Here is a 24343-nt window from a genome sequence, read left to right as displayed (position 1 = left end):
CGCCTTAGGAGCGCGGGAGATTTGGCAGCAGAATCTGGGGAGGAGAGCAGGTTGAGCCCGCACGGCAATTGCGCGAAACGCAGGAAAGTTGTTGCATTTGAATCTGACCGATATTGACTCGATCGATCTCTTCATGCCGAAAGTAACCTAGGCTTGGAGGGGAAATATGCTTCAAAAGAATAAGCGGCACGTTCTGTTTTTCGATTTGGTAATGGCGCCTTATCCAAGTGATGCCCCGCCGATTGAGCTCGAAACGGTGATGCCGTTTTTGGAAACCCGGTTTAAAGCCGGCGAGGCGGTGGAAGTTATCGATGCCGAGAAGCGCATTATCCGTCTCTCCGCAATGAAGGCGGTAAAGCTATCGGACGGCAACCCCGCGATGGCCATGCTGTTTGTTCTAGGTGACCAAGACAAAGCTGACACTGGAGTCACGCATTTCAAATCCGGGGCGGTTCGCATTTTCGAGAAGAAAGAGGGTGAAGTTGGTGGCCTGTCAGTCCACGCCATAGTCCGACTGAAGCCGACAAAACCGAAGGGACACCTGTATCGCGCAGTGATAGAGGATGTCACCGGGTTCGGCCGCACCCCGATCCAATCGTTCCTTCGGTCCCAGTTTAAGATCATTTGCGACGAGCAGGAGTTTACGTTCCCTCGCGACGATAAACGACTGATCAAAACAAGGCCAATGGTGGAGCTGGCTGGGCACGCTTCCGACAAACTCAAAAACTCGATCGAGAAGGGGCGGCTGCTCCACATCGAATTGGTCGACTATGCCGAAGTGGATTTCGGCATGGACGAGGACAAATTCTTGAAGACGGCCCGCCGGGGCTTAAATGTAACTGTGTCGAAGGCACTGCCCCAGGGCGACGCGCTGACGCTCATTGAGAAGGTCAGGCTGTGGGCGCACAGAAATAGCTATGGTACGATGCGCGTCCGTTGGAAGGAGCCGTCGTCGAGCAGGCCGCAGACCGCCAAGGTCGATACAGCGAAAGCCGACGCCGGCGAGGCATTTTTTATCAAGACGGCAGAAGTTTCGTTCGCGACGCCTTTGCCGGATATTTCCGCGGAGTTGAGTGACGAATTGATCGCTGAGATGAAGAAAGTGCTGGTCTAGCCATGTGGCGGCTTCTGGTCCCTCTCCGGTATCTCCGGATAACTCATCCGGAAAAAATCAAGTTCGACGTCTATTTTCCGCTCGCCTTTGCGATCCTCATTTCGCTGCCGCTTCTGTCGAGTCAGTTTTTGGCAGACGCCAAGTCCTCGCTCGGGATATTGGGGAAATCGAGTGATCTTTTGAGCGTTCTCACCGGCTTCTTTGTCGCGGCACTAGCGGCCGTTGCTACGTTTGGCAATGCAGAGATGGACGAGCCAATGACCGGCGACGACCCGGTGACGCTTGTTGACCGCGCCGGCAACGAGGACAGGCTATCCCGTCGCCGCTTCCTCTCATATTTGTTCGGTTATTTAGCGTTGATGTCGATCTTCGCCTACGTGCTCGGTTATGTCTTCTATGCGGCTCAAACCTATTTCGTCGGTGCCGTCGCGCCGACCTGGTCCGGCTGGTCGTTTATCGCGTTTTGGCTGCTTTATTCGCTGCTCTTGGGTAACCTTCTATCCAACACGCTGTTGGGCCTTTTTTACCTCACGGACCGAATTCACCGCCCAAACAGGGTTATATCATTCAAGGGCAAGACAAACCCAAAAGATAGCGGTGGCAGCAAAGCAGCGTAGAAAAGCGCTGTGAGAGAAAAGGAAGTGCCCGCCATTGAAGTCAAGGCTGATGAAGGTCTGCTGCTTTGCCCATCACCCCAAAACCGGACTGTCCGCATTCGTGAAGAGTCTCGGGCGCCGGCAGGCGTCCCCGAGGAAGGAACCCGCGGGCCACAGGCGATGGCTATGGAGGATTTCGGATTTCGGCAGATGTCGGCGATGGCGCGACCGTCGTCGAGAAGCTCTGGGGTGAATGCGGACAGACCGCTTCGTTGCGCCTCCGCGCGGTATTGTCGGCACGGTGGGCCGCTGGGCGCGGGCGTCGATAATCACCATAAACGTGCGTCGATCCGTTGCCGGAGGCTACACCTATGTGACTACCAAAAACTTCCTGTCGCAGTTCGGGCTCGATACGCTGCGCCAGCTGCCGGATTTCGAGGCTCTCGAGGACGCCGGGCTGCTGTCGAAGGAGAACTTGCTGGCAGGCGACAACATGCCTGAGTTTTCCGATCGGAATGAGGGACAGGTTGGGGGAGGGCCGTGAGGACTTCTTGGTGCCTGGCGGAGGGAGCTATCAGCGTGCTTTCGAGGAGGCCCGATCCTATACGGCCTGAGTGAGATTTGCAGATTTCCGACCTCGCTTGTTGCGTTGCCGCCAGTCAATTGGCGACCCAAAGGCTCTTGAGCTCGTGTCCTACAGCCCACTGGGCGGAAGTCTGGGTGTCATTGCATGTGGACTCATACGGGTCGCGAACCATCTGGAACTCGCTATCGACCACTGCGCCAAACAGGAAGCACTCATCCCTGTACTGTCCGCGCTCCGCGCTCGCCATCTTCACCGTCGCCTTCACGACTATGCCGTCCAGATACCGACCCTTCCAATTGACGGTGCCGTAATCCTGTACCTCGGAAGTCACGTCGGTGGCCTTCCAGTTATCTTGTGAAAGGCCCGCGTTCCACTTTGCGAAATCAGGGAACAGAGTCTCCATGTTCATCCCCGAGGACGAGTTTGCCTTGTCTATCGTACCCAGGACGGTCCTCTTCAGGCCATCCGAGAACAGGTTCAGGAGTGCCGTCGCGGCTGGTCCGTTTTCCTGGCGCAGATCCGCTTGGCGGAGCGACTTGGAATTCTTCTCGTCCGCTTCGCGTTGGGCAGCGATCTTCTTCTCCTCGTCGGCGGCCACACGTTTGGCCTCCGCGGCTTTAATTGCCTCCTGTTTGGCTGCATCCAGTTTGGCAGCAGTGCTGGCGACATCGCTTTTGTCTAGCCACACCGGGGCGAAGGCAAACTGAACGCCATCGCGAGCGAGCGCTTCGGACGTGGCCTTCAGGTCGGCGGCCGACGCGTAAAGCACCCGGCATTGTTCGTGCCGTACGTCCCCGTAGGCTTTGTCGATCGACGGATACCTCACGATGCTTCCCGACATGCCTGCGAAATCGGCTATCTTGCTGATGGTCGCCTCGTGCACTGCTGCGTTGCCGTCGACGACGGTGCAAATCCGGTCCAACGAGTTCGTCAGCAGGATGCCGCCATATCCCTCGCGAGTTCCTGACGAGACCTCCTGGGCGATCTTCAAAGCCAGCGTCTGGTCCGAATCCATGCGCGCCTTGATATCCTCGAAGCGGATGGGCTCGAACACGCGGATTGTCTTGGCCTCCATCGCTTCGAGATAGGCCGCCTGAAGCGTTGGCGGGGCCTCGAGGAAACTCTTCCGCCGGACGAGGAAGAGGTCGGCGCTTTCGAGCCCTTCCGCCCCGCAGTCCGAGTTGACGTTTATTGCCTTTCCTCCCAGCGGGTCGATAGCTCCGAGCAGTGCCTTGTCCAAGGCAGGTGTCCGTTCAGGACCAAGCAGGCAGATCCACGCCTGGTTCTTGGTCAACGAGAACTGGCCTGATATCGTACGGAGGAGCGAGGGCGCCTTCGGGCCGGCGTTGTAAAGAACGACCACATCCTCCAATGGGCCCCGCAGAAGCGCCTTGTTTAAGTCGGTGACCGCATAGGTCGCGGTATTGCTTGCCTGGCCGGCATCGCTTCCGGACTGTGTGCCCACAGCCTTGCTTGTCTCCAGTTCGTCCGCCAGGGCCTGCCGGGTGATCATCCCTCGCACGCCCTCCCGAGCATCGACCAGCGAGTCCAGGTCGTCCGTGTCGGAAACTTCATCGAGCGCCTTCACTTCCTGGACGACTTCGGGAAGCTTGGCCGATGTCAGATGGCCGCTCATCCAATGCTTGAGAGCCTGGCGATCGGCCTGGAGCTCGGCGAAGATGTCAGCCTTCTGCTTGTCGATCGCCTGTGAACGCTCCTTGTCTCGCGATGCCGAAAACTCGGAGTAGCCGGGGACGGCCATGAGCAAATTGGTTAATCGGAGGGTGGAGTCGTTCAGCGCGTCAACTGAAACGGTCTGGACCTGAGCGTTCAGCGCAGCCGCCTGACCGGCGATCTCGACCAGATTCGAAGTTTGCGGGCTCAGCTTCAAGAACGTCTCGGCATCCGACAGCAAGTTCATCGCTGAGGCTCTCGCTGCCTTCAGCTTGCGAACCTGCGACTTGTCGAATGATGCCTTGTCAGCAAAGCCCTTCTGCTTGGCATCGCGGTATGCGGTGGGATTGGAAAACCCTGACGCGCGATACGCTATAAACTCTGCCCTGGTCTGAATGCCAAGCTGGACGGCCGCTCGATACTCATTGGCTGCAGTGAATCCTGCTGTCTGGGCACTTTGGTATTCGTCGCGGTTGCGAAAGCCGGCTGACACAGCGACTTCGTACTCGCGCTGCGTCGTGAAGCCCATGCTCTTCGCCTGTGCGAATTCGCTCGCCGAGATGAAGCCACCGGACCTTGCGTCGTTGTAGCTTTGCGCGTCCGTATAGCCGAGAGCCCGGGCGGCTTTTCTTTCCTGGTCGCTGTGGAAGCCATCGCCGGCGTTACGCTCGATCTCTGTCAGGCTGTAGTCTGTGAGCAGTTCGCCGGCCTGCAGGTCGAAGCGCGCAAGATAGGCCCTGAAGGCCTTCACTGTCGTGGGGCCAATCAGGCCGTCCACCGGGCCGGAATACAGCCCAAGCCTGGTCATCGCAGCCTGGAGTCTTTGGACGACCCGCAGATAGTTCGGCTGCGTTATGAAATCGAACGAGGCCCCCCTTTGATAGGACATCCAAACCAGCCCGTCAAAACCGTCCCCGCGTGAGAGAAACGAGTCCTGAGGGATGATGTGCAGTTCCTTGAGCGCTGCCAAGTTCGACTTCGCCTTGTCCTGGTACAGCGTCCCGGCGACGACAGCAAACACTGCGTTGCGGCTATGGACGACCAGGGTGGGCCCAAGTGTCGGCGCGTAAGATTGCGCGAGAGCGATGGCCTCTCCTTCGGTTGGCCTGCTCGATACAACGAGCCATAAGGCATTCGAATGGGGTGGCCTGAAGGCCATTGACCGCGTGATTTGCTGCCCGTTTTGGATGATCTGGATGAAATCGGAAAGCGAAGACGCCGAGCTCATAGCCGGCAAAGAAACAGCTGCCAACAACGCAGCAACGCCCACACTGCACACGCGACGCATAGTAATCCCCTACACAACCCCAGGAGCCATATTCACGAATCCTGGCGGCGAGGCAAGAAGGCAGCAGGGGTTTGAGGTTTTATGCTTACCGGGTGATGGCAAGAGATCTAGCGCTAACTGAGTAGGTCAGTCTCGCGGGAGGTCCGAGGGGATGAATAGCCGCAGCGATGCCCCACATCGATCTTCCCCCATCATAATGATGATCGTCCGGTCATGACCGGCGGCACCGCCGCCATCAACAGCAGCGTCGGCATCAGGCTGGTCATGCTGATCATGATGCCGACATCCTCGGCACCATCGCCGCCGTCGGCATCATGCTCATCTTCCTGTTCTTCTCGATCTGTCGGCGAAGCTCCCCCGACCAAAATGCCGGAAAGGTTAGATCACCGCCAAAACACTATCGTGGACAGAGTGGATGGACTTGAGGCGCAGCAAACCCGGCTGGCATGCCGCGCCCGCGCCTGATGCTATTAACCGTTGCCGATGACCTTGCTGGCGAAGGCAACGCCATCAGCCATCAGAAACAGGGGGAGCGCGATCGAGATGCGGAGCATCAGGTGGCTCATTGTGGCGTCCTCCTTTTGGAACGCTAACGTTTGAAATAGGTATTCTAGCCGACCTTGCAAGTATGGGCTGAACCCGAGAGGGAGAAAATACGTCACAAGCGAAACCGATTCTGACAGCGCTCTGTCAAATATGCCGTTGATTGTTTATTCCGACCCGCGCATTATCGCCCGGGGCGGGATGCGACAAAAATTGCCAAAAGCTGTTGAACTAGATTTCGTGGTGGATGTTTCGCCACAATTTCAAAAGCACGTCGATTCGGCGATGCTTCGCCTTCAGGCACTTTACCCTTCGTGCCGGTTCGCCCGGGGCGACGGAGGGATATCAATACGCGGTTCGAGCGACCTCACCGAAGAGCGGTTTCGCAAAGATGTTTTGCAGGCTGTCTATCGTGAGAAAATCTACGCCGAAACTCTGCCCATGCGCCAAGCGCTCGTAGCCGCGGTCACAAGCCGATGAATGTCTGGCCGCTAAAATTCCGCGAGATGTCGGACGGTTCGGTATTGTTCTGCGACGATGCAGGCGGATTCTTCAAGTCGGGCCACGGCTTCCTGGATCGGTATGCCGCCGATAGCCTGACTACCGAGGACGAAACGTTCCTCAGGGAAGGGAATCACGGATTCGATCGGGAGTTCGACCTTCAGTGGACGTCGTTCGCCTACAGGTGGGCGAGGCGGCAGGCGAGGCCGACGAGAGTGAACTACGTCATCCTCGTGCCGACGCTTAGGTGCAATCTTGCTTGCGGTTATTGCCAGGTCTCCCGGGCTGCCGAGAAAGCTCGCGGATTCGACTGGTCGGACGAGACCCTCGCCAGTACCCTTTCGTTCCTCGACCGCTTGGACGGTCCGGATATCAAGATCGAGTTCCAGGGTGGCGAGCCCTTGCTCCGGGTCGATCTCCTGGAGGCCGTTCGGGGCTTCTGCCGCGGAAAGTTTCCCCGGTCTCAATTCGTCGTCTGCACGAACCTGCAAGCACTGGACGAGCGTGCATGGGACTTCCTGGATGCCGATGATACATTCATCAGTACGTCGCTTGACGGAGACCGGCCGACGCATGAGCGTCAGCGTACCCACGACACCGGAGTCACTGACGCCTTCTTTCGAAGTCTCGAGGCAGCCGTTTCCCGCTATCCGGAGGGCAAGATCTCAGCTCTGCCTACGGTGGATGTCGCCAACCCGCCGGATTTCAACGCTCTTCTGGACAACTATGAACGCTATGGAATCAGGTCCGTCTACCTGCGTCCGATAAACCACCAAGGATTCGCCAGAAAGATCCAGCAGGGCGACAATGTCCTCGCCCGCTGGAATCGTATCCATGCCGAATTCATAGACCGCCTCATCGCTCGCAACCATCAGACCGGCCTCTTCATGGAAGAGTACTATTTCAGCCAGTGCCTGAAGCGTGTGCTCCGCTTCGGTGCCGACAGCCACGTCGACATTCGAAACCCGAACTTCTTCGCCTCCGACTATGTCGTCATAGATCACGACGGCCGCTTCTATCCGACCGATGAAGCCCGGATGCTTTCCAGGATCGGCCAGATTGATCTCAGCATTGGCAATGTCGGGACAGGAATCGACCGGGCAAAGGTCGACGTTCTCAATTCCGCTTCATTCAACCACTTCGATCCGGATTGCATCCACTGCGCCTACCAGCCGTTCTGCGGCACTGACGTGATCGACGACATCTCCCGGTATGGCCGGATAGATGTCTCGCGGCCGGACACGTGGTTTTGCGGCCGGCATTTGTCGCTGTTCGACAAGGTGTTCGAGGTCCTCTACCGCAAGGACGAGCCTGCCCGTGCCTCGCTGGCGGCTTGGCTCGGCGTGGGCGGCTGGGACGACAGCATGGCGCCGAGACACCAATGATACCCCTGCGCATCAAGGTGGAGGCAAACGCTGACCAGCCTTTCGTGGTCCGGCTTCGCTCGTTTGAGGCCGATGCCCGCGAACAACTGAATCCCTTCGACGCAGCGCTGGAGCTGGTCGGCCCGGAAGGTGCCGACTACGTCGGCGAGGGCGGTCCGATACGAATCCTTGGCATCGATCCTTCCAAGATCGATGGAGACGTTCTGCTCGTGAACCCGCGGCGCGGAACCGCGGACCGCCTCATTCGCAGTTCGTCGCAGCACAACACCTTGCTGGTGACGGAGCGATGCGACCAGGTTTGCCTGATGTGCTCGCAGCCGCCCAAGAAGCATCATGTCGACCTGTTCCCGTATTTCGAGACCGCGGCGTTGCTTGCTCCGGAAGGGGCGACGATCGGAATTTCCGGCGGCGAGCCGACGCTTTTCAAAGGGCAGCTCTTCGAGTTCTTGGAGAGGGTTCTGGACGCTCGCGCTGACCTATCCTTCCACGTCCTGACCAACGGCCAGCATTTCGATCCGGATGATTGCGAGGCGATAAGACGTATTGATCGAGGAAGGGTGGTCTGGGGTATCCCGCTCTATTCCCGCGATCCCGCTGTTCATGACGAGATTGTCGGCAAGGCCGGCGCGCACGAGCGGCTGTTGGAGAACCTCGCGCTCATGTGCCGCCTGGGTGCCCAGGTAGAGCTCCGCACCGTGCTGATGCGTCCGAATGCTGATGGGCTGCCTCGACTGGCAAGGTTCATCGTCTCTACTCTGCCGTTCATTCGGACATGGGCGATCATGCAGATGGAGAACATCGGCTTTGGCCGCATGAATTGGAAGACGCTCTTCTACGACAGTTCGCAGGACTTCGACATCGTCGGCCGTTCCCTCGATCTCGTCAGGAGCCGCGGGATAGATGCCTGGCTCTATAATTTCCCGCTCTGCACGGTGCCGCAAGGATACCGCCATCTGGCGCCCGCCACGATCTCCGACTGGAAACGCGCATACCGGGACGAATGCGGTGGATGCAAGTTGAAGGCTGGGTGCGGGGGATTTTTCGAGTGGCATCCGGCTAATCACGGATACGGCAATTTGGGGGCTATCCAATGAAGAGACGGTTTTTCGCGATACCCTCGCTGCTCGCGGCGGGGTTCTTGCCAGCCAATGCTCAGGCGCTGCCGACCAAGCCAACGTTGGACGGCGACGTCGGAAAGACGAAATCTCTCTTCGATATCTTCAAGCTCGACCACCTATACACATTGGCCGGACATAGCAGTCACAGCAGCCATAGCTCGCACGCGAGCCATAGATCGTCGACGGGCGGCTATTCCTACATCCCGCCGGCGTCGAGCGAACCCGCCCCGCTGTATAGCGCGCCATCCGCCCCGGCACCGACCTACCAGGCGCCCGCTGTGACGCCGGCTCCGGCACCGCTGAAGACACTTCCAGGCAACGCCTACAAATTTAGGGAGATCGTCCAGGAGGTCCAGACCGCGATGCTCGCATTCGGCTACTACAGTGGCGAGATAGACGGCCAGATGAATTCTGAGTTGAGGTCTGGGCTCCAGCGCATGCAGTCCGACTACGGGCTGAAGGTGACCGGGACGATTACGCCGGAGACGCTGAATGCGCTGAGGATTGAAGCGCGCTAGCTCCCCACGCGTTGCGGGGCCAGGGTCAGTCTGCATGACAGAGCCGGCTAGTCGGCGGGGCAGATGCGAAACTGACAGGGTGGTTACGGATGGACGCTGCCGCTCTTGAGATGGTTGCCCAGCGAATTGTGAATGTGCCCTGGGCTCAGCAACTTAGCCGGGCCATGGCGGGACCGCCCGTAACAGATGAGATGCGCCGCGATGATGGCCAAGAGCCGGACACGGTGACGACTTTTGGCGGCCGCGCCCAATCCGTAATCCAGCCTGGCTCTGGAGTCGCCAGGGCCGTCATTCCTAATGTGGCCATCCACGATCTCGCGTAATTCAAAACGGCATTGTTTGTTGGCGCGTTCTCAAGGCAAGTTGGATTGTTCGATCACTTCACGCTCGGTTATTCCGACACCGGTGGCAATCTCCCAAAGGCTGCTGGTCCACTGCATGCCAGGCGTTTCAGCTGTTCACCAAGAGCTGCTTGCTCGGCATCTCAAAGCCAATCTTGCGTAGATGGACAGTTGCGCGATCCAGATTTTGACGGCAAGGATTGCCTTCGTTGCTTCGGATTTCTTTGGAAATCTTGAAGTGGGGAAACAACGAACCGGAGCAAGCAGTGCTTCGCCATTGGCGCGGGCGCTGGCATTCAACGCACGCATGGCACCAGCTTTCACAGAGGCTCTAGACGATTGGATTACCGCCAGCACTCTGCCGGGTAGCGACGGGCTGTATTTTCTAGGCGCGTTCGAGCGACGTATCACGTTCTATTCCCAGCAGGTACGTGCATTTCGACTGGTCAGAGCTCTGCATGAACGAGGTATTCTAAAAGCCAACGATACGATAGCCGTCGTGGGCGGCGGCGCCGCGGGCGTTACCTGCGCATTGGCCTTAGGCCTGCTGGACTATGATGTCAGCTTATACGACCCGGCCGTTGAAGTCCTCCAGCTCCAAAGCGCCTCGCCCCGTTTGCTCCACCCGCATATCTATGAATGGCCGGCGCTCGGCTCGCTGGACAAGAGCGCTGGGTTGCCATTCCTGGACTGGAGCCAGGATACCGGCAAGCCGATCGCCAAGAGACTGGCGGCCGACTTTCATAGCTACAAAGCCATGCTTCCCAAGCTCATCTGGCAACAGGAAAAGCGCCTCAAGACGCTAGAAAAGTCGGGGACCGAATGGCGACTGACCTTCGCGGATGGTGCGACAAGGATCGTCCAGAAGGTTTTCCTTGCGATGGGCTTTGGCGACGAACGAACGGTAGGGGCAGCTGACACCTATGACTATTGGAAGGAACGTGGCGTCGGGACGGCCGCGGTTGAGGCGAATCCGCCTGTAACCTACCTTGTAAGTGGCAATGGCGATGGTGCCCTGACCGACATCCTCAACCTTCTTATCGAGGGATTTGAGCACGTACCTTTCACGGAGGCCTTCCTCGGCTATTTCAACCAGGACGTTTTGCGAACCACGATCCTCAAGGCGTACGCCGGATTGGCGCCAGAGGCAGACTTGGAACCTGTCTTCGAGCAAGAGGTGCTCAGTACCTTTCGTGAGCGAGGCATACTTGATCGCCTAGTACCACAGCTCCGGACCGATCGGCTTCTGACGATCAACTCAAGCGGCCCCCTGTTCTCTGTGGGAAAGGCAGCGCAGCTCAATCAATCGATGGTCTTCGCGGTCCTGCACGCCGCTAAGCAGAAAGGGGTCGTCGTCCGTCGCACCTCCGGTAAGATCAAAAATGTGATCAACCATCCAGATGGCCTTGAGCCGGTAGGCATCACGCTGGGCGGTGCAGCCTTCGCGGACAGGTTCAACCATGTGATCCTTCGTCACGGCCCGAACAAGGAGGAGCGCTATCAGCCCGCCAAAGAGCAGTTTGAAGAGTACGAGCGAGTGTCGAAGGCTCGGTTCGCGGCGAAACCGGAACTGCTTTATCCCCCCACCCTCGATGCTGAGACCTACACGGTGTTTTTTGAGCTGTGGCGACAAAAACTCGCCGACGGCGCTAGGCGGCAGCAACTCGCCGGTCAATCCGCTCACGAAGCATCAACCATCCTGATCAGCTGGGACGTCGCGACCCAAACGTTGGTGCAACGTGGAAAGACCTCTCTGGAGGACCTCGTAATCCAGGGTGAGACTGCGGCCGCTCCAATAGCCGTGCAGTTGGAAGTGCCGCCTGACAAGCTGGATGCGGATGACCTGATCCGCCTCAGCAAGGCCAGTGGGGGCAAGATTACCCTCACGCCAGGAGCACGCGTGCGGGAGGCCTGGAAGTCCAAGTTGCCCGTTGCCGCTGTCGCCACTGCGGCGGCATCTCGGTATCCCTATCGTGTGGTCGGCGCGATTAGCTTTAGCGAGCATGTCGATGCTTCGCTCGTCCGTCAGTTGGAAAGCAAGCTCGTAGCGGCGCAGATGCTAGGCAAGTGCGACACGCTCGGCAACATCGCGCCAGGCGTCATGGCCGCCGTAATGGCAACCTGGGCCGACTGGCGCCAGACGCTTGACGCCTTACCCGACCTGCGCCGTGCCTTCCTTGCTTGGTTAGGCAACATCGGGCCCGTTGCTGCCAAGCCATGGAGCGGGGACGTGACCGCTCTGGAGCGTATGGCGGGCGCACTTCTGCTTATCCTCGCAACCCACCTTGGCGAGCCTCTCGAGCCTGCATCGGTTCCAAGAGGAAATCTCAGGTTCGATAAAAACGGGCAGGCTCTTGGTTCTGCGGCCGATACGCTCGATGACGGCGGCCTGCTCACTGAGTGGGATATGCCCGAGCACTGGGACGTTGACGCCTTGATACTCTCACGGAGCTCCGAGGTTGCGGTCACAGGACCTGACGATACGATCCTGAACGCGGGAGACCCGGGAACCGGGCTCGACGTGGCGCGGCGGACGAAGCCGGCAATTATCCGCAACGATGCGCATTGGCGCACGGCACTTCGGACTGACCTGCCGGGGTGGATAGTTGCGGTGCAGGAAGAATTCCGGCAGTGGCGCGAGCGGCAGGACAACGATCGAAACAGGGTTCTGATATGACGCCTGAAATCTTGAAGTCCCTATTGGTCGAGGCGACGGACAAGGTGGGTTGGAAGGCCATTGAAGTCAGAGACTTCACTTCACCGACATTTCGCAGCCGGCCAACTGAACCGGAGACGAAGCCCACAGACGGACTCTTCGGGCTCCGCTTGGGCCAGTACCCGGTAATTGTTGCGCCGATTGGACTTGATACGGTCGAAGGCGTTACGTTGGCGCTTAAGAAGCTCCACGCCCAGATGGTGGTTGCCCGGTCGTATATGTACGAGCGGGAGGTTATCAATGCGCACTTGTTCCTCTGCGCGACCTCTCCGACTCCAACTGGTGACTGGCTGCGGCTGGTCGACCTCATCGAACGCGACGAAACCGTGTGTCGGAAGCTCGTTTGGATACCGAAGCAGACGGCCGTGCAAGAGTCATTCGATGCTTTCCTGGCCAGGACCTTTCTAGCGATGCCGTGGGCACACGTGAAAGCGATTAGTGACGCTCAGCTCGATCAGACCCACGAACTAGCCCAGCGCCTCTTGGAAAAGCGCGGGCTCACCAAAGAGGTAGCGCAGCAATGGGTTTCGCTCGCTGAGCGGTTGATTGACGACCCAGAGAGTCTTGTGACTGAACTCGTGTCCAGCAGAGAGGCGTCGAAATGAGTGACGTTTACCTGACGCGTGTCCGTCTCGAACAGTATCGAAGCTTCAGGCAGCTAGATATTCGCCTCCGAGATGGGCCGGGCGTGCTCGTCGTCCAGGGCAGCAACGGCATCGGTAAGTCATCGTTGTTTGACGGACTCGAATGGGCCTTGACCGACAAGATCGATCACTTCCGCGACGCCGACGGGGTCAAGAAGGTTGGCAGCTATCTCTGCCGATGGCGCGAAGGACCAACCGGACCAACATCCGTGACCATGGACTTCTCCGGCGAGAAAAGCCTTGTGCGAACCCTGTCGTCTCGCGAGGCGACCAAGTCGATCATTGGCGGTAACATCGAAAACGTAACGGAGTTCCTGAAGGACGAGAGGTGGAACCGGAGCATTACAGGGCTCTCAAGCTATTTGCTCCTCACCCATTTCCTTGGACAATCCATGATGTCCCGTCTGACAAACCGCGATCCTGGCGAGCGGTTCGATATTCTCAAGGAGGCAGCCGAAAGCAAAGAGATCGAAGACGTCGCGAACGCCCTCCATGGTAAGGGCAACACGAAGGCCGCCCGTGCTTACAACGGTCGCATCAAAATGCTGAACGACGAGGTCGACACACTCCAGGCCCTTCTCGATACAGAAGAGAACCTATGGTCCGGTCTGACAGGTGTGGGAGGCCTAGATGAAACGGAAGCTTCCGGGCTTGCTAGTTCCATCTCGCGTCTGCTTGATGAAGCCGCTGACGACACGTCGCTGACACCCATAGCTGGCTTCGATCAGAACACGATTGCGACCCTCGATGATCGACTGAGCGAGCAACGCACCCGCCTGCGCGGGCTGGAGGCAGGTGTTGCCGACGCCAATTCTGCGCTTGACGAATTCGTAAGCGCGTCGCGGCAATCTTTGGAGCACGCAGCTGCAAAAGCGATCGCAGACGAGCAGGTCACATCGCTGACATCGCAATATGACGAAAGTGCAGCTTCGCTTGAGAACGCCAAGGTCGAAGAGGCCAGCACGACCGACTCGTCGGATGCCATCAGAGCTGCCCTGACTCTGCTCATCGGCCTGCGGGACGCAAGGATATCTGAGGCTTCCACACGGGCGCGCAAAGAGGCCGCAGATGTCGCACTTGCAGCGGCCCAAGGCGTAGTGTCTCGGGAAAGTGCGGCCGCAGCGGCCTTGGACCGCCGGCTGCAGATCGTGCGCCGAATTGAAGGTGACGTTGCCCGCCTCGATGAACGCGCACACTTGGCCCAAACTGAGAGAGACAGCGTAGGCCTCTGGTTTACCCGCGATGCCAGGGTTGCGGAGCTACAATCGGCGATCCAGAAGCTACAACTTGAATTCCCCACCCTCGACGCTGATTTGGCAGCGGCGGAAGCGTCTGCCCGAGACGAAAAGCTATTTCTTGACGAGCAGAACACCATCCTTGTCGAACTGAGGAAAACCGTCTCGGCAATGTCAGGCGCGGTCGCAAGCGTTGCCGCCAACCTGCCCCTCGACGCCTGCGACTGTCCGGTTTGCGCCACCCACTTTGAAGTGAAAGGGGAACTACACAAGCATGCGGCGAATGCGGCGGCAAGATTGGCTCCTTTGGTGTTGGCTCAGGAGGAGCGCGTTCAATCTGCCTCGCAGAGGTCGGAAGCGGCCACCAACCGCCTCGAACAGCTGAGGGCCGCAAAGCGCGACCTGACTTCGCTTACCGAGAAATCTCAATCCGAGGAAAAGGCTAGGACCGAACTGGGCATCGGCGTGTTCGGCGACGGTGCAGTTAAGCGTGCGACAGCCGAGGAGCGCCAGCGGCAGCTGGCGGCGAGTACAGAAGAGATCGCGAGATTGAGGCGGAGGAAGTGGTATTGGCGTAATCGGCTGAACGGCGACTTCTTCACACCCGGAGGCGAACACGCCACCGCCATCAGGAGGCGAGATCAAGCTCAGCTACAATTGAACGCTGCGGCTCTAACCCAAACCACCGCCGCCTCAGAACTTGCAGCGGCCGCGAACTCACTTCGCGAGCTCGTGGAAGTCGTTGGCGATCTAAACGACAGCAAGTTGGCGGGAGGGATCCGGAGGACGGAAGACGAGCTCTCGGCATTCGAGGAGAGAAGTCGACGCGCGACGCAGGCGCGGCAAGCGATTGAACGGCAGTTGGCGTCGTTCGAAGTTGCTCTGCCTGCGGCAAGAACGCGTCAACAACAGACAGCTGATCAGATTGCCGCTGCGGAGAGAAGAAAACGCGACGCTGGGGAAAACTGGCGGAAGCTTGCATTTGCTCAGTCGGAAGCACCTGACGCCGTTTCAATCGCGGCGCTGACGACGACAATCGGCCGACTTCGGAACATACTGGGAGAAGCTGGCGACCTGCTGAAGCAACTGCGAGACGGTCGAGCTGCCAAAGCGCTGGTCGACAATCACCTCACCGCGCTGGAGCGTTTACGGACGGCGGTGAATGGCGCACCCAACAGTGATCGACTGCAGCTCCGCAAGGAAGCGCAGGATCGCGTGACCGCGACGACACGGCTCGCCCAAGCAACTCGCGAGAGTAAGGACATCGCCCAGGCCGCGAGCTCGGACATACTCGACGAACTGGCGCAGTTCAACACGAGCTATATGCAGCCCCTCGACGACCTCATGAAAGCTATCAACCGCGCAATCATGGGGGACCCTCGGGTCGGGATTGAATTGCACGTCAGAAATCGACGTGTAGAGCAGAGTGCAACGAAAGACGGTGAAGTCCCTCCCGAAATCGGGGCAATCGACCCCCGATTGGTGCACAGCGAAGGTCAGATGGCCGCCTTGTCCGTGAGTATGCTATGCGCTGCCAGCCTTACCTACCCATGGTCTCGCTGGCGGGGCCTGGTCCTCGATGATCCGCTACAACATAACGACACGATCCATGCCGCGGCCTTCGCTGATTTCGTCTGCAACCTGGTGGCAAGCCGCGGCTACCAAGTGCTGTTGTCAACTCACGACCGGGCTCAGGCTGAGTTTCTGCGACGAAAGATTGTATCCCGCAATCTGCCGTGCGCCGTCTTAAGTCTGTTGGGAACCGGGCAAGACGGTGTCGAATGGACCTACAGGCCGTCAGACCACTCGGCGCCCTTGGCGGCATTTGCATAGATAGAAATCAGCTCAAGCTTGTCGTTCCGCAGCTGTGACGGTCGAAACACATAGGCGATGATCGATGTTCGCCTTTTGTGCTTCGATGTTGCAACCAAGTTCGAATGTCGCGCAGCCAGCAAAGTAGAAATGTCGCAATCCGGTGCTGCCGGCTGCGACGCCAGCGCCCGATCGGGCGTCAGCTGGTCGGGGTTGCGCAGCCCGATCGGGGGCGATCCAGTAGATCTCCGTCGGCTTTAGCTTTGAGAGCCGCGTGACCCTCTTCGAGCTAAAGGCCAGCGTCCGTTGTTGGTTGAGTCTTCCGGTTGATTGGAAACTCGTCCAGCACTGCGAGGACATCCGCAATACGATGCCTATCGCTCTCTGTGAGTGTCAGATCGACTTTGACGGCCTGGCTCTCGACCTTGGCTGCGGGCATTCTGGCAAACGCCTGCTCACGCCGCACGACGACCGCGGGGTCCTTTGTGAAATCCGCCTTCCGGCCGGGCTTGCGGCCACGCTTCACATAGCCATTGCTCTGGCTGCCGTCGGGAATGCCGAACATGTGGTTCGTCTGTCCGGTGCGCCGCGGCCCGCGCTGGCTGCGATGAAGCTCCCGGCCAGCCTGCATCTGGGCGACCAGGTCCAGGGCAGCATCAAGTCGCTTGTTCTCGACAATCTCTGATCTATGAACCGAACGCAGCTTGTCGAAGGTTCTGTAGGGTAGGCGCTCCGGCTCCGCGCGACGCGCCGATTGGTAAGAGCGTGATTTTTGGAGTTCGGATGCCGTAGCGACTAGCGGCAGCGGCATGGCCGAGCTCATGCAATACCACGCGCAGGCGAACACGGCGCAGATGAAGCCGACGCCGTCGATCGCAGCCGGCGTTCCACCCTCCTGGAAATAGCGATGCCGATCCAGGCGAGCAGTAGCAGGAAGGTCAGGTGGATGCAGATCTCGGTGTCGCCGACACGGAGGATCGGGTAGGACCACTGCATGATGTGACACCGTCGGGTCGGGGAGCAGGCCGCGCCCGCCGAGCCACGTTTGCAGTCGCGTCAAGTGCCTCGTCATTCGTTCGAGCCCGTCGCTCCGGCCGGCTGTCAATGCAGGGGATTTCGGCCGGCGCGCGCCAGTGAAAGGAAGATCGATTCCAAAACGGCTGCTTGTGCCGCAAGGCGGCCGTTCAAGGCGTACCCTGTGTCTCCGGTCGCCTCGACACCCCTCATCGGGCTGCAATCGTTGTGTAGCAATGCTTCGTTCAGGTAGCGTCTTCACACTGTTGCGCTGCGCCGAAAACCGGCTAAGAGGTTTCATCTATTGTTGCTGCGAAACGGAGTTACTGCATGCCGGAAGAGATTGAGAACGGCCGAAGCCAGGTGATCGAGCTCACTGCGGACATCGTGTCTGCCTACGTCAGCAAAAACCCAGTGCCGGTTGCGTCTCTTCCAGAGTTGATCGAAAGCGTGAATTCGTCGCTGTCGAAAATCGGACAAGTCACCGAGCCTGAGAAGCCTGCCCAAGCGCCGGCGGTCAATCCGAAGCGGTCGTTGTTCCCGGACTACGTCATCTGCCTCGAGGACGGGAAGAAGTTCAAATCTCTCAGGCGCCATCTCGACGTACATTTCGGACTGACACCCGACGAGTACCGGGAGAAGTGGGGATTGAAGCCGGACTATCCGATGGTAGCGCCGAACTACGCGGCCCAACGTTCGGCGCTGGCGAAGTCAAGTGGGCTCGGCGGGAAGCCTGCGGCAAAGCCGGCGAAAAGCAGGGGCAGAAAGCGTTCTCCGCGATGAATGCGGAGCCTTGCCCGTTTTGCACGAGCAACGACGCAAGGCCGTTCATCACAGCCGATAGGCGGGTCGTGGTGAAGTGTGACGACTGCGGCGCATCCGGCCCGATCTGCATCGACCAATTAAACGCCGTTAGAAGCTGGAATCGCCGTCCCGCTACACCTGATCAGGATTGGGACTGAGGTCGGCTATCCAGACCCATCTTCGCACGGTCACAAAATACCCCACTGCCTCGGCTTCGATAGGAGTATTTTGTGATGATCTGAATTCTTGTCGCGGCCGGCGCCCTTACGCTAGCCGACTCTCTTGCCGCCCCGGCAAACGCGCAAGAGACTTTCCATGGCTACGATTGCGCGGATGACTGCTCCGGCCACGAGGCCGGCTACGACTGGGCGGCCGAGGAATTTGTGAAATCGATTGTCTGAATAGATTACCTCCACGCCATGGATAGCGTCAGGCGTTCTATTCAAAGGCTTTGACCGACACCGCACCGGTCTCAAAGGCATGGTGGAGAGATGGATCTTCCAAACGCTTCGCGAAGGGAAGAAATCGCCCTGTCAATTCCGACTGCCTATGTCCAGCGGCTCGTCTTTCAGTTCAAGAACATAACCGATGCCCCGTACCGTCTTGATAAGAATCGTCGCACCGGATTGGCCCAAAAGTCCGCGTAAGCGATATATTCCGACTTCAAGCGCGTTGGTCGAGACTTCGTCGTCGAAGGCATAGAGGCCGTCAACCAGGAACTCGCGCGGCACGGTGCGACCTGCGCGGTTGAGCAGATGCTCGAGAATGCCAAGTTCGCGTCGCGGGATCTTTAGCGGCTGACCACCAACGGAAACCTGGCGGCTAATCGGATCGAATGTGAGATTGCCAAATGTAACGATCGGGCCCGTCACCTGCGTTGATCGCCGCAAAACGGCTCTTATTCGGGCGATGAGCTCATCAGGCGAGATAGGCTTAGGCAGGAAATCGTCCGCGCCCCCGTTGAAAACCGCGATTCGCGTATCGAGATCATCGACGCTGCTCATCATGATAACAGGGGTCGAATGCCCCTCCCGCCTCAACTGCCTCAGCCAGTCTAACCCATCTCCATCCGGCAGGGCTAACTCGACCAGAAGAATTTCATAGCGCGCTGAACTAAATGCAAACGACGCCTCATCGAGAGTAGGCATCACATCAACGGTGAAACCGCGGTCCAAGAGCGCTCCTTGCATCACCCGGGTAAGCTTTGGATGATGATCAACAAGTAGCGTTCGCATTTCGCGTCCTATCAGAAGGCTTGGCACGGGAATCGTTGTTGGGCGCTGTCGATGTGTGGAGCATTTTATGAACTGCAGATGCATTATGTCGGCGCATCCGTGTGGGGGGGCATTCGCCGGCGTTGCAGGGCCTCAGGCCACCGGTTTGGTGGATTTCGGGTATGCGCGGCCTCATACCGGTGCCTCGATTGGGGTAGAGGATGGGTGACACTGGCCGCAGATTGTAGCCACAGGCAGCGGGCACGCAGTTTGTTCGGTTGGCGGCTCCGACGCGCGGGCGGCGGGTGCCGGAGCGTCCCTCTAACACGACCAAAGCCCTCGACCGTCGCTGGGGCCGGAGCGAATGGTGAGCGGGCGCACGTTGGGGCTTTCCCAGCATGTTCTCTCCCGCCATTTGAGCTAAAGCTGCTGTCCACACGTCCGCCAAAAGATCGTGTTCCAACGGGAACCCGTCATTAATTTCCAGCCTCCCCTTGGCCGTCGAAGCGAGGCAAACGGCACGCCGATACTGCCGAGACCCAAGGTTCATTCCTCGTTCTCCCGACAGGTTGGCGACTGGCGCCAAACTTCCCGGTCGCCATTGGCCTTTTGTGCAGCGCTCCCAGGAGGGCCAGACCGCCAGATCAGAAAGAGCACGCTTGCGAAATAGGCTGTTTCGAAACCCAGCGCACAACTCAGAGTCGTGACGATTACCGCTCCGATGGAGTGCGAGACGAAATAGACAGCTAGAGCATTGGTGGACAGGACCAACGCCATGAGGTTGCAGAACATTCGGAGGGGCACTGACGTTCTCCTGGTTTGTCCGTCAGATCATGGTGCGGCGTGGTCGGCCGCAAGATGGGTCTGGCAGTTCTTGGCGCAGACGCTGGCGCAGAGCTCCGCAGCCATGCAGGTCATGCCATCGATAGCGGTCAGATATTCGGGCACCCATCTGGAGCCGTCGCGGGTAACGAACGGGCTGGTCATCGTGAATTCTCCAAGGCAGCGAGTTCTCTCTTTGCAGCGTCCAACTGGCAAAAACCTCGAACGTTTTCCCCGCGACAGCCTTTCTCCCGCGCCAGCCGACCGGCAGTCCTCGGCAAGGTGGTGTAAGGTCCATCATCAAGGGGCGCCGAACGCATGGGCTCCCCAACATTCAGGTTCCATTTGCTTTCAACAGGGCAGCGTACCCGTCTAAAGCCCCTTTGCTCTAAGAGGATTAGCTTTCGAGAAGCTGACGAATTTCAAAGGATAAATTTGAGCGGGAGCGCCAAGGCTCATCCATCTCGCAGGGTGTCAGATGCTAGACGAGAGGCTTGAGTGCTGATGCTCGTCGTGTCCGTTTCAAGAGCACATCCGGCTTAATCCGGATCATATCGTGCTGCCTTATAGTAGTTCGCGCAGTCTGCCGGGAAGAACAGCTCGACAATTGGGCCGACCGCATCCTACAGGGCCTTGATTGTTCGCTCTGCTTGACACGCTGAAGCGCCTTGAGCTTTGAGAAGGCGTTCTCGATACGGATAAAATCGGGGCGTATGGCGGCCAGAAGCTGACTGTGGCGCCGGCCTGCTCGATGGCGTCGCGCACCCCCCTGCCGCCTTTTGCGCCGGCAAGTTGATGGGGTTGTCTAATCGCAGTTTGGGCGTCGAGCGTGGAGTTTGTTGAATCGGTCTTTCGATAGGCTTCGGGCGACGTGTGCTTGAGCAATTCAAGAAGCCAAGGCGAAGTATTCCTGCCGTGCCCCTCCCGCACCCGTCTGGAAGTGAGGTGGCGCCCAGCACCAGCGTGCTTCGTAACGCTTCGTCGCCGGCGCGTGCGATGACGCCGAGTCGCACCTTCCGGTGGTGGAATGATCCTTGGGTGTCCTCCTAATCGATCACAAGGAAGCTTGCTCCTACTTTGCTGTCGATGTTGGAGGCCTGGCTCCGCGCTGCCGAGCTCGCACGCGTCGTCGCGGATGGACAGCTCCCGAACGGCACCGAACGGGCGAAACTGAAGTCGTTGCTGATATCAAACGGAGGAGGTCTTCCAATCGGTCTCGCGCTTGGCCGGATCCACAGATGATGCGCCACGAACTTCATCAGCAATCCTTGGGGCGTCGGCCAGGGCAGAGGCTCTCCGGTCGCAGCGCCATGGGTCATCAGAAAAAACCAGGCGAAGGGCAGGCTCATTGTCGCTTTTACTTCCCGATTTCAATTGAAGTGCTAAGGGAAAAAAATTGAAACGCTAAGGTGAAATCCCGCTCTCCCGGATCTCATGCTGCGGCGGAGGGAGGGGCCATCTATAGCCTGCGCTGGCCGCGGCCGCTCACGATGGCGCAGGCTTTTGGTTCGGCCTTCCGGGCCGAGGCGGGGGCGGACGACGAAAAAAAACGGGAGAGCAGAATTTTGAGCGCGCGGTTTGCCTCGCGCTCGCGCATGCGGCGGTCGACGCCTGCCGGCTGGCCGCCGAGCTGTCGCGCCGCGCCGAAAACTCCTGGCGGTTGTGCCAAAGCTGCGCGCCCAGCGAGCCCGAGACGGCGTCTTCATTGAGCAGCATAAAGATCACGTCGCCGGCGCCCTTGGGCATCCAGAAACCTGTCGACGAATCATGCTTTTGAGGGTGACGGGGGCCTCGATCCCGCGACCGCCAATCCCGCAGCGCCGCCGACTATTCTTCGAACCGCTCGACCGTTGAAGTGTAGGCCGGGTTTCGCTCCCCGAAACAAGCAAATTAAACCGCACCCGCCGCCTCACGTCGCCTTTTCCATGGACCATCGTACGCGTTCCGCGAGAAAGGCGGTAAACGTCTTCACATTCATATTGCCGCTCGCCTCTTCCAGTCCTGCCAGATAGGCGTTCCGGTCCTCTACTCTCACGACCGTCCAGCGATAGCCGCCCGACGCCAGCATAGCGTTCATCAAGAATCGCGCCATGCGCCCGTTGCCGTCCGGATAGGGATGCACATATCCCAGAAGCCAGTGCCCCAGCACGGCACGCACCGACGCCTCCTGTTCCGCTGCCAGCAGGTCGAACAGTTCATTCATGCCATCGGCCACTACTTCAGCACGCGGCGGCACGTGCTGTGAGCCGCGCAGATACACAGGGTGGTTGCGATATCCCGCAAGCGCGCTCGCCTTGAGAATGCCGGCCGTCACTGACGGGGCGAACAGCTCCCGGTACCACTCCCTGTGGGTTTCCCGCGTCAGCGCGCCGGCCGGCTTGCCATCAATGATCGCGGCAACTGAGTCCTTGACCTTCTGGAATGCGAGGTAGTACCCACGCGCAGCGAGGGCATCCCGGTTCTTGCGATCCTCTTCATCAATCTCCGGATTCCAGCTCCCCTCACGCACCCGGTCGATGAGCTCCGGGGTGACGCTGTAGCCTTCTATCGACAGCGAATGGTAGGCATCGCTCTCATAGATATCCTCGACGAACTTCATATAGGCGTCTTTGTCCGACGGCAGTCCCGGCGCCTTCGGGAATATCTCAATCACGGCTTCGCGCTGCGATTCCCATATCGCGCGCAAGCGGGCGACCAAGGGGGGAACGCCGGCCGCGATGGCGGTCACGCCCGTCTGCCCGGCAAAGGGGTCTGACTCGCGAACGCCATACCCCGCCGCTTTGAAGGTCGCCAATATCTCGTCACCAAAGGCGCCGCGCCCCACGCGGCGGAATGCACCTGCAAGCCGCCCCGCCACGGCGGAATGGCCACCATCCAGCAGCATGGCAAGCACGGTCGATACGTCGCGCACGGACGCCATGGCGACCTGCATCTCGATAGGCGCGCGCTGGAAGAACGCTTCCGGGACCCGGATAAGCGCGGCCTCGACGGTGAACAGACGCAGGCCGTTTTTCTCAATCAGCTCAGCCGGCATCTCCTTGACCTTGAGGTCATAAAGCGACGTGCCGAACAGCAGGTCGATTTTGTTGTTCGTCCCTTTGGGTGTGTTGACCACCACCTGCGGCGGAATGGTGGGCGCTTCCGCGTGCAGAAGGAGCGACTGCTCCGGTGACAGGAACCAATCCTTGCCAAACCTCTCATTGCAGTACAGGGAGCAAAATTCCCAGAAACTTGCGTACCAGGGGGTGGTCTCCTGTTGCTGCACCTGGGGGCCGGTCGACATGACCCACCCTTTGATCACATCGCGCAGAAAGCCGTTCTGGAGCAGGCGCTCACGGTGAATGCGGGTCAGTTCGTCCGACTTGAATATGCGTAGTCCGCCCTCTTGGAGCTTTTTGAGGATAGCTAGGGACTCAGCGAGTTTTTCATGGGGCTTTGCCATGCGGGCCTTGCAAGTTTTTAATGCCGTGCGCTCACAAGTCTATAATGCCCAACTCCTACAAGTCAACGATGTCGTGAACTAACAAGTTTTTTATGCCGTGGCATCACAAGTTTTTTGTGCCGTATACTCCGCAACATGTTTGAGCAGCGCTTCGGCATCACGACGAGCCTGCGGATGGCCACGACCAAGCCGCTGCCCGCGCTCGACGGGCTCGACGCTGCACCAGGTTGCGTTGGCGAGGAGAGGGCGGTGCCCGAGCCCGCAAGGGCCAGGCTGATGGCAACCGTGTCGAAGGCGAAGGCCAGGAGCCACGCACGGGAAATAAGAGAGGCGCGCGTTCGAGGACGAGCGGCAAACAAGGCTGCCCGATGCGATGCGGCGTTCGGTTGGCCCATGCGGGCGAGCTGGCGGATCTGCGCGCAATCTAGCAAAAGGCTGCCGAGACCGAAGCGGCAATAGAGCGTGTAAGCTGCCAACTCGCGGGGTGGCCCAGCGCGCAGAAATGGCGTCCGCTGGAATCCAGCGAATGGCCAGCGCCTTGCTTGAGGATTGCCAGGCGCAGTCGCTCGACCTCTTGATCGTACTTCTCGATGAGCGCCTTTCCACGCGCGCTGACGCGCTTGGCGCCTGGGACAACATCCTGCTCGCGCGTGGCAGGATTGAACGCGCAACAGCCGAGGGAGAGCGGATCCATCTCGGATTGGCTCGGCTCTTTAAAGCTTGGAATTCAGCCGGAAGCTGGTGAGGCCCTGGAGGCAATAGTGGTCGCCACCGACCGCTTTCTGGATAGGCAGGCTATGCCCGGTGGTGCGGGAGGGGTGGCGCCGCGAGGCGTCCCCCTATCCCGATCAACCCTACGATTCTCTCAGAACAGGAAACGCTCTAAACGCCAACCACCAGTGCTCCGCCGACAAGACCTGCGCCGGCCGCCGCCAGCAGCAGTTTCTCACCCGGCCGAAGAGGGTTGGCGCTGTGA

Annotated in this window: 17 protein-coding genes and 5 pseudogenes; 12 read left to right on the top strand and 10 right to left on the bottom strand. The window is 59.1% G+C overall.

The window, feature by feature from the left end; all coding sequences use genetic code 11:
• Window positions 1-166 precede the first annotated feature (166 nt).
• The 3 genes and pseudogenes from ACWGS9_RS00110 to ACWGS9_RS00100 all read left to right on the top strand — a co-directional run.
• Window positions 167-1114, top strand: coding sequence for a hypothetical protein (locus ACWGS9_RS00110; protein ID WP_454503320.1), 948 nt, complete (start codon window positions 167-169; stop codon window positions 1112-1114).
• Window positions 1115-1116: 2 nt separating this feature from the next.
• Window positions 1117-1731 (top strand): hypothetical protein, encoded by a 615-nt coding sequence (locus ACWGS9_RS00105; RefSeq protein WP_454503319.1) that lies wholly within the window; start codon window positions 1117-1119, stop codon window positions 1729-1731.
• A 343-nt stretch (window positions 1732-2074) separates the two neighbouring features.
• Window positions 2075-2254, top strand: a pseudogene (locus ACWGS9_RS00100) (SMC-Scp complex subunit ScpB); the annotation flags it as partial.
• Between the two features lie 115 nt (window positions 2255-2369).
• Here the strand turns inward: ACWGS9_RS00100 and ACWGS9_RS00095 are convergent.
• Window positions 2370-5258 carry a peptidoglycan-binding domain-containing protein gene (locus ACWGS9_RS00095; protein ID WP_454503318.1) on the bottom strand — a complete coding sequence of 963 codons (2889 nt, stop codon included), beginning with the start codon at window positions 5256-5258 and terminating at the stop codon, window positions 2370-2372.
• 191 nt (window positions 5259-5449) lie between these two features.
• The gene (locus ACWGS9_RS00090) at window positions 5450-5623 is read right to left on the bottom strand and encodes a hypothetical protein (protein WP_454503317.1); all 174 of its coding nucleotides are present in this window, start codon (window positions 5621-5623) and stop codon (window positions 5450-5452) included.
• A 331-nt stretch (window positions 5624-5954) separates the two neighbouring features.
• Here ACWGS9_RS00090 and ACWGS9_RS00085 point away from each other — a divergent pair, with 331 nt between their 5' ends.
• From ACWGS9_RS00085 to ACWGS9_RS00055, 7 genes are all read left to right on the top strand, one after another.
• Window positions 5955-6281, top strand: a complete 327-nt coding sequence (locus tag ACWGS9_RS00085) for a hypothetical protein (RefSeq protein ID WP_454503316.1) — start codon at window positions 5955-5957, stop codon at window positions 6279-6281.
• Window positions 6278-7687: a His-Xaa-Ser system radical SAM maturase HxsB gene (hxsB, locus tag ACWGS9_RS00080; RefSeq protein ID WP_454503315.1), complete on the top strand. Its 1410-nt coding sequence runs from the start codon at window positions 6278-6280 to the stop codon at window positions 7685-7687. The genes ACWGS9_RS00085 and hxsB overlap by 4 nt, the downstream gene beginning before the upstream one ends.
• A complete protein-coding gene (hxsC, locus tag ACWGS9_RS00075) occupies window positions 7684-8781 on the top strand; it encodes a His-Xaa-Ser system radical SAM maturase HxsC (protein WP_454503314.1) in 1098 nt (365 codons plus the stop codon). The genes hxsB and hxsC overlap by 4 nt, the downstream gene beginning before the upstream one ends.
• Window positions 8778-9323 carry a His-Xaa-Ser repeat protein HxsA gene (gene hxsA, locus ACWGS9_RS00070; RefSeq protein ID WP_454503313.1) on the top strand — a complete coding sequence of 182 codons (546 nt, stop codon included), beginning with the start codon at window positions 8778-8780 and terminating at the stop codon, window positions 9321-9323. The genes hxsC and hxsA overlap by 4 nt, the downstream gene beginning before the upstream one ends.
• A 504-nt stretch (window positions 9324-9827) precedes the next feature.
• Entirely contained in the window at window positions 9828-12341 is a 2514-nt protein-coding gene (locus tag ACWGS9_RS00065; protein ID WP_454503312.1) for an ABC-three component system protein, read from the top strand.
• Window positions 12338-12985 (top strand): ABC-three component system middle component 1, encoded by a 648-nt coding sequence (locus tag ACWGS9_RS00060; protein ID WP_454503311.1) that lies wholly within the window; start codon window positions 12338-12340, stop codon window positions 12983-12985. The genes ACWGS9_RS00065 and ACWGS9_RS00060 overlap by 4 nt, the downstream gene beginning before the upstream one ends.
• The gene (locus ACWGS9_RS00055; RefSeq protein WP_454503310.1) at window positions 12982-16092 is read left to right on the top strand and encodes an AAA family ATPase; all 3111 of its coding nucleotides are present in this window, start codon (window positions 12982-12984) and stop codon (window positions 16090-16092) included. Before ACWGS9_RS00060 ends, ACWGS9_RS00055 begins: the two co-directional genes overlap by 4 nt.
• 403 nt (window positions 16093-16495) lie before the next feature.
• On the opposite strand, the pseudogene ACWGS9_RS00050 reads toward ACWGS9_RS00055, so the two are convergent.
• Window positions 16496-16798 (bottom strand): annotated as a pseudogene (locus tag ACWGS9_RS00050) (ISNCY family transposase); the annotation flags it as partial.
• A gap of 617 nt (window positions 16799-17415) precedes the next feature.
• Here ACWGS9_RS00050 and ACWGS9_RS00045 point away from each other — a divergent pair.
• Window positions 17416-17868, top strand: a complete 453-nt coding sequence (locus tag ACWGS9_RS00045) for a Ros/MucR family transcriptional regulator (RefSeq protein ID WP_454503309.1) — start codon at window positions 17416-17418, stop codon at window positions 17866-17868.
• Between the two features lie 554 nt (window positions 17869-18422).
• Here ACWGS9_RS00045 and ACWGS9_RS00040 read toward each other — a convergent pair.
• From ACWGS9_RS00040 to ACWGS9_RS00010, 7 genes and pseudogenes are all read right to left on the bottom strand, one after another.
• Window positions 18423-19124, bottom strand: coding sequence for a response regulator (locus ACWGS9_RS00040; protein ID WP_454503308.1), 702 nt, complete (start codon window positions 19122-19124; stop codon window positions 18423-18425).
• A 525-nt stretch (window positions 19125-19649) separates the two neighbouring features.
• On the bottom strand, window positions 19650-19880 hold the full coding sequence (locus tag ACWGS9_RS00035; protein ID WP_454503637.1) for an exopolysaccharide production repressor protein: 231 nt from the start codon (window positions 19878-19880) through the stop codon (window positions 19650-19652).
• 131 nt (window positions 19881-20011) lie between these two features.
• Window positions 20012-20090, bottom strand: a pseudogene (locus ACWGS9_RS00030) (ferredoxin III, nif-specific); the annotation flags it as partial.
• 374 nt (window positions 20091-20464) lie between these two features.
• Window positions 20465-20693, bottom strand: a pseudogene (locus ACWGS9_RS00025) (IS630 family transposase); the annotation flags it as partial.
• 93 nt (window positions 20694-20786) lie between these two features.
• Window positions 20787-20967: pseudogene (locus ACWGS9_RS00020) on the bottom strand (IS110 family transposase); the annotation flags it as partial.
• 867 nt (window positions 20968-21834) lie between these two features.
• Window positions 21835-23367, bottom strand: coding sequence for a Fic family protein (locus tag ACWGS9_RS00015; protein WP_454503307.1), 1533 nt, complete (start codon window positions 23365-23367; stop codon window positions 21835-21837).
• A 62-nt stretch (window positions 23368-23429) separates the two neighbouring features.
• On the bottom strand, window positions 23430-23843 hold the full coding sequence (locus tag ACWGS9_RS00010; protein WP_454503306.1) for a hypothetical protein: 414 nt from the start codon (window positions 23841-23843) through the stop codon (window positions 23430-23432).
• A 50-nt stretch (window positions 23844-23893) separates the two neighbouring features.
• On the opposite strand from ACWGS9_RS00010, the gene ACWGS9_RS00005 reads away from it, so the two are divergent.
• Window positions 23894-24112, top strand: a complete 219-nt coding sequence (locus ACWGS9_RS00005) for a hypothetical protein (protein ID WP_454503305.1) — start codon at window positions 23894-23896, stop codon at window positions 24110-24112.
• Window positions 24113-24343 lie beyond the last annotated feature (231 nt).

Source organism: Mesorhizobium sp. Arg314, assembly GCF_053714275.1.
The sequence above is the reverse complement of the archived record's forward strand: the minus strand, read 5'-3'. Positions and strand labels throughout refer to the sequence as shown.

Excerpts from the sequence above, each read along its gene's own strand:
- ACWGS9_RS00110 (WP_454503320.1), top strand. The coding sequence starts at position 167 with ATGCTTCAAAAGAATAAGCGGCACGTTCTGTTTTTCGATTTGGTAATG.
- ACWGS9_RS00105 (WP_454503319.1), top strand. The coding sequence starts at position 1,117 with ATGTGGCGGCTTCTGGTCCCTCTCCGGTATCTCCGGATAACTCATCCG.
- ACWGS9_RS00095 (WP_454503318.1), bottom strand. The coding sequence starts at position 5,258 with ATGCGTCGCGTGTGCAGTGTGGGCGTTGCTGCGTTGTTGGCAGCTGTT.
- ACWGS9_RS00085 (WP_454503316.1), top strand. The coding sequence starts at position 5,955 with ATGCCGTTGATTGTTTATTCCGACCCGCGCATTATCGCCCGGGGCGGG.
- hxsB (WP_454503315.1), top strand. The coding sequence starts at position 6,278 with ATGAATGTCTGGCCGCTAAAATTCCGCGAGATGTCGGACGGTTCGGTA.
- hxsC (WP_454503314.1), top strand. The coding sequence starts at position 7,684 with ATGATACCCCTGCGCATCAAGGTGGAGGCAAACGCTGACCAGCCTTTC.
- hxsA (WP_454503313.1), top strand. The coding sequence starts at position 8,778 with ATGAAGAGACGGTTTTTCGCGATACCCTCGCTGCTCGCGGCGGGGTTC.
- ACWGS9_RS00065 (WP_454503312.1), top strand. The coding sequence starts at position 9,828 with ATGGACAGTTGCGCGATCCAGATTTTGACGGCAAGGATTGCCTTCGTT.
- ACWGS9_RS00060 (WP_454503311.1), top strand. The coding sequence starts at position 12,338 with ATGACGCCTGAAATCTTGAAGTCCCTATTGGTCGAGGCGACGGACAAG.
- ACWGS9_RS00055 (WP_454503310.1), top strand. The coding sequence starts at position 12,982 with ATGAGTGACGTTTACCTGACGCGTGTCCGTCTCGAACAGTATCGAAGC.
- ACWGS9_RS00045 (WP_454503309.1), top strand. The coding sequence starts at position 17,416 with ATGCCGGAAGAGATTGAGAACGGCCGAAGCCAGGTGATCGAGCTCACT.
- ACWGS9_RS00040 (WP_454503308.1), bottom strand. The coding sequence starts at position 19,124 with ATGCGAACGCTACTTGTTGATCATCATCCAAAGCTTACCCGGGTGATG.
- ACWGS9_RS00035 (WP_454503637.1), bottom strand. The coding sequence starts at position 19,880 with ATGGCGTTGGTCCTGTCCACCAATGCTCTAGCTGTCTATTTCGTCTCG.
- ACWGS9_RS00015 (WP_454503307.1), bottom strand. The coding sequence starts at position 23,367 with ATGGCAAAGCCCCATGAAAAACTCGCTGAGTCCCTAGCTATCCTCAAA.
- ACWGS9_RS00005 (WP_454503305.1), top strand. The coding sequence starts at position 23,894 with ATGGCCAGCGCCTTGCTTGAGGATTGCCAGGCGCAGTCGCTCGACCTC.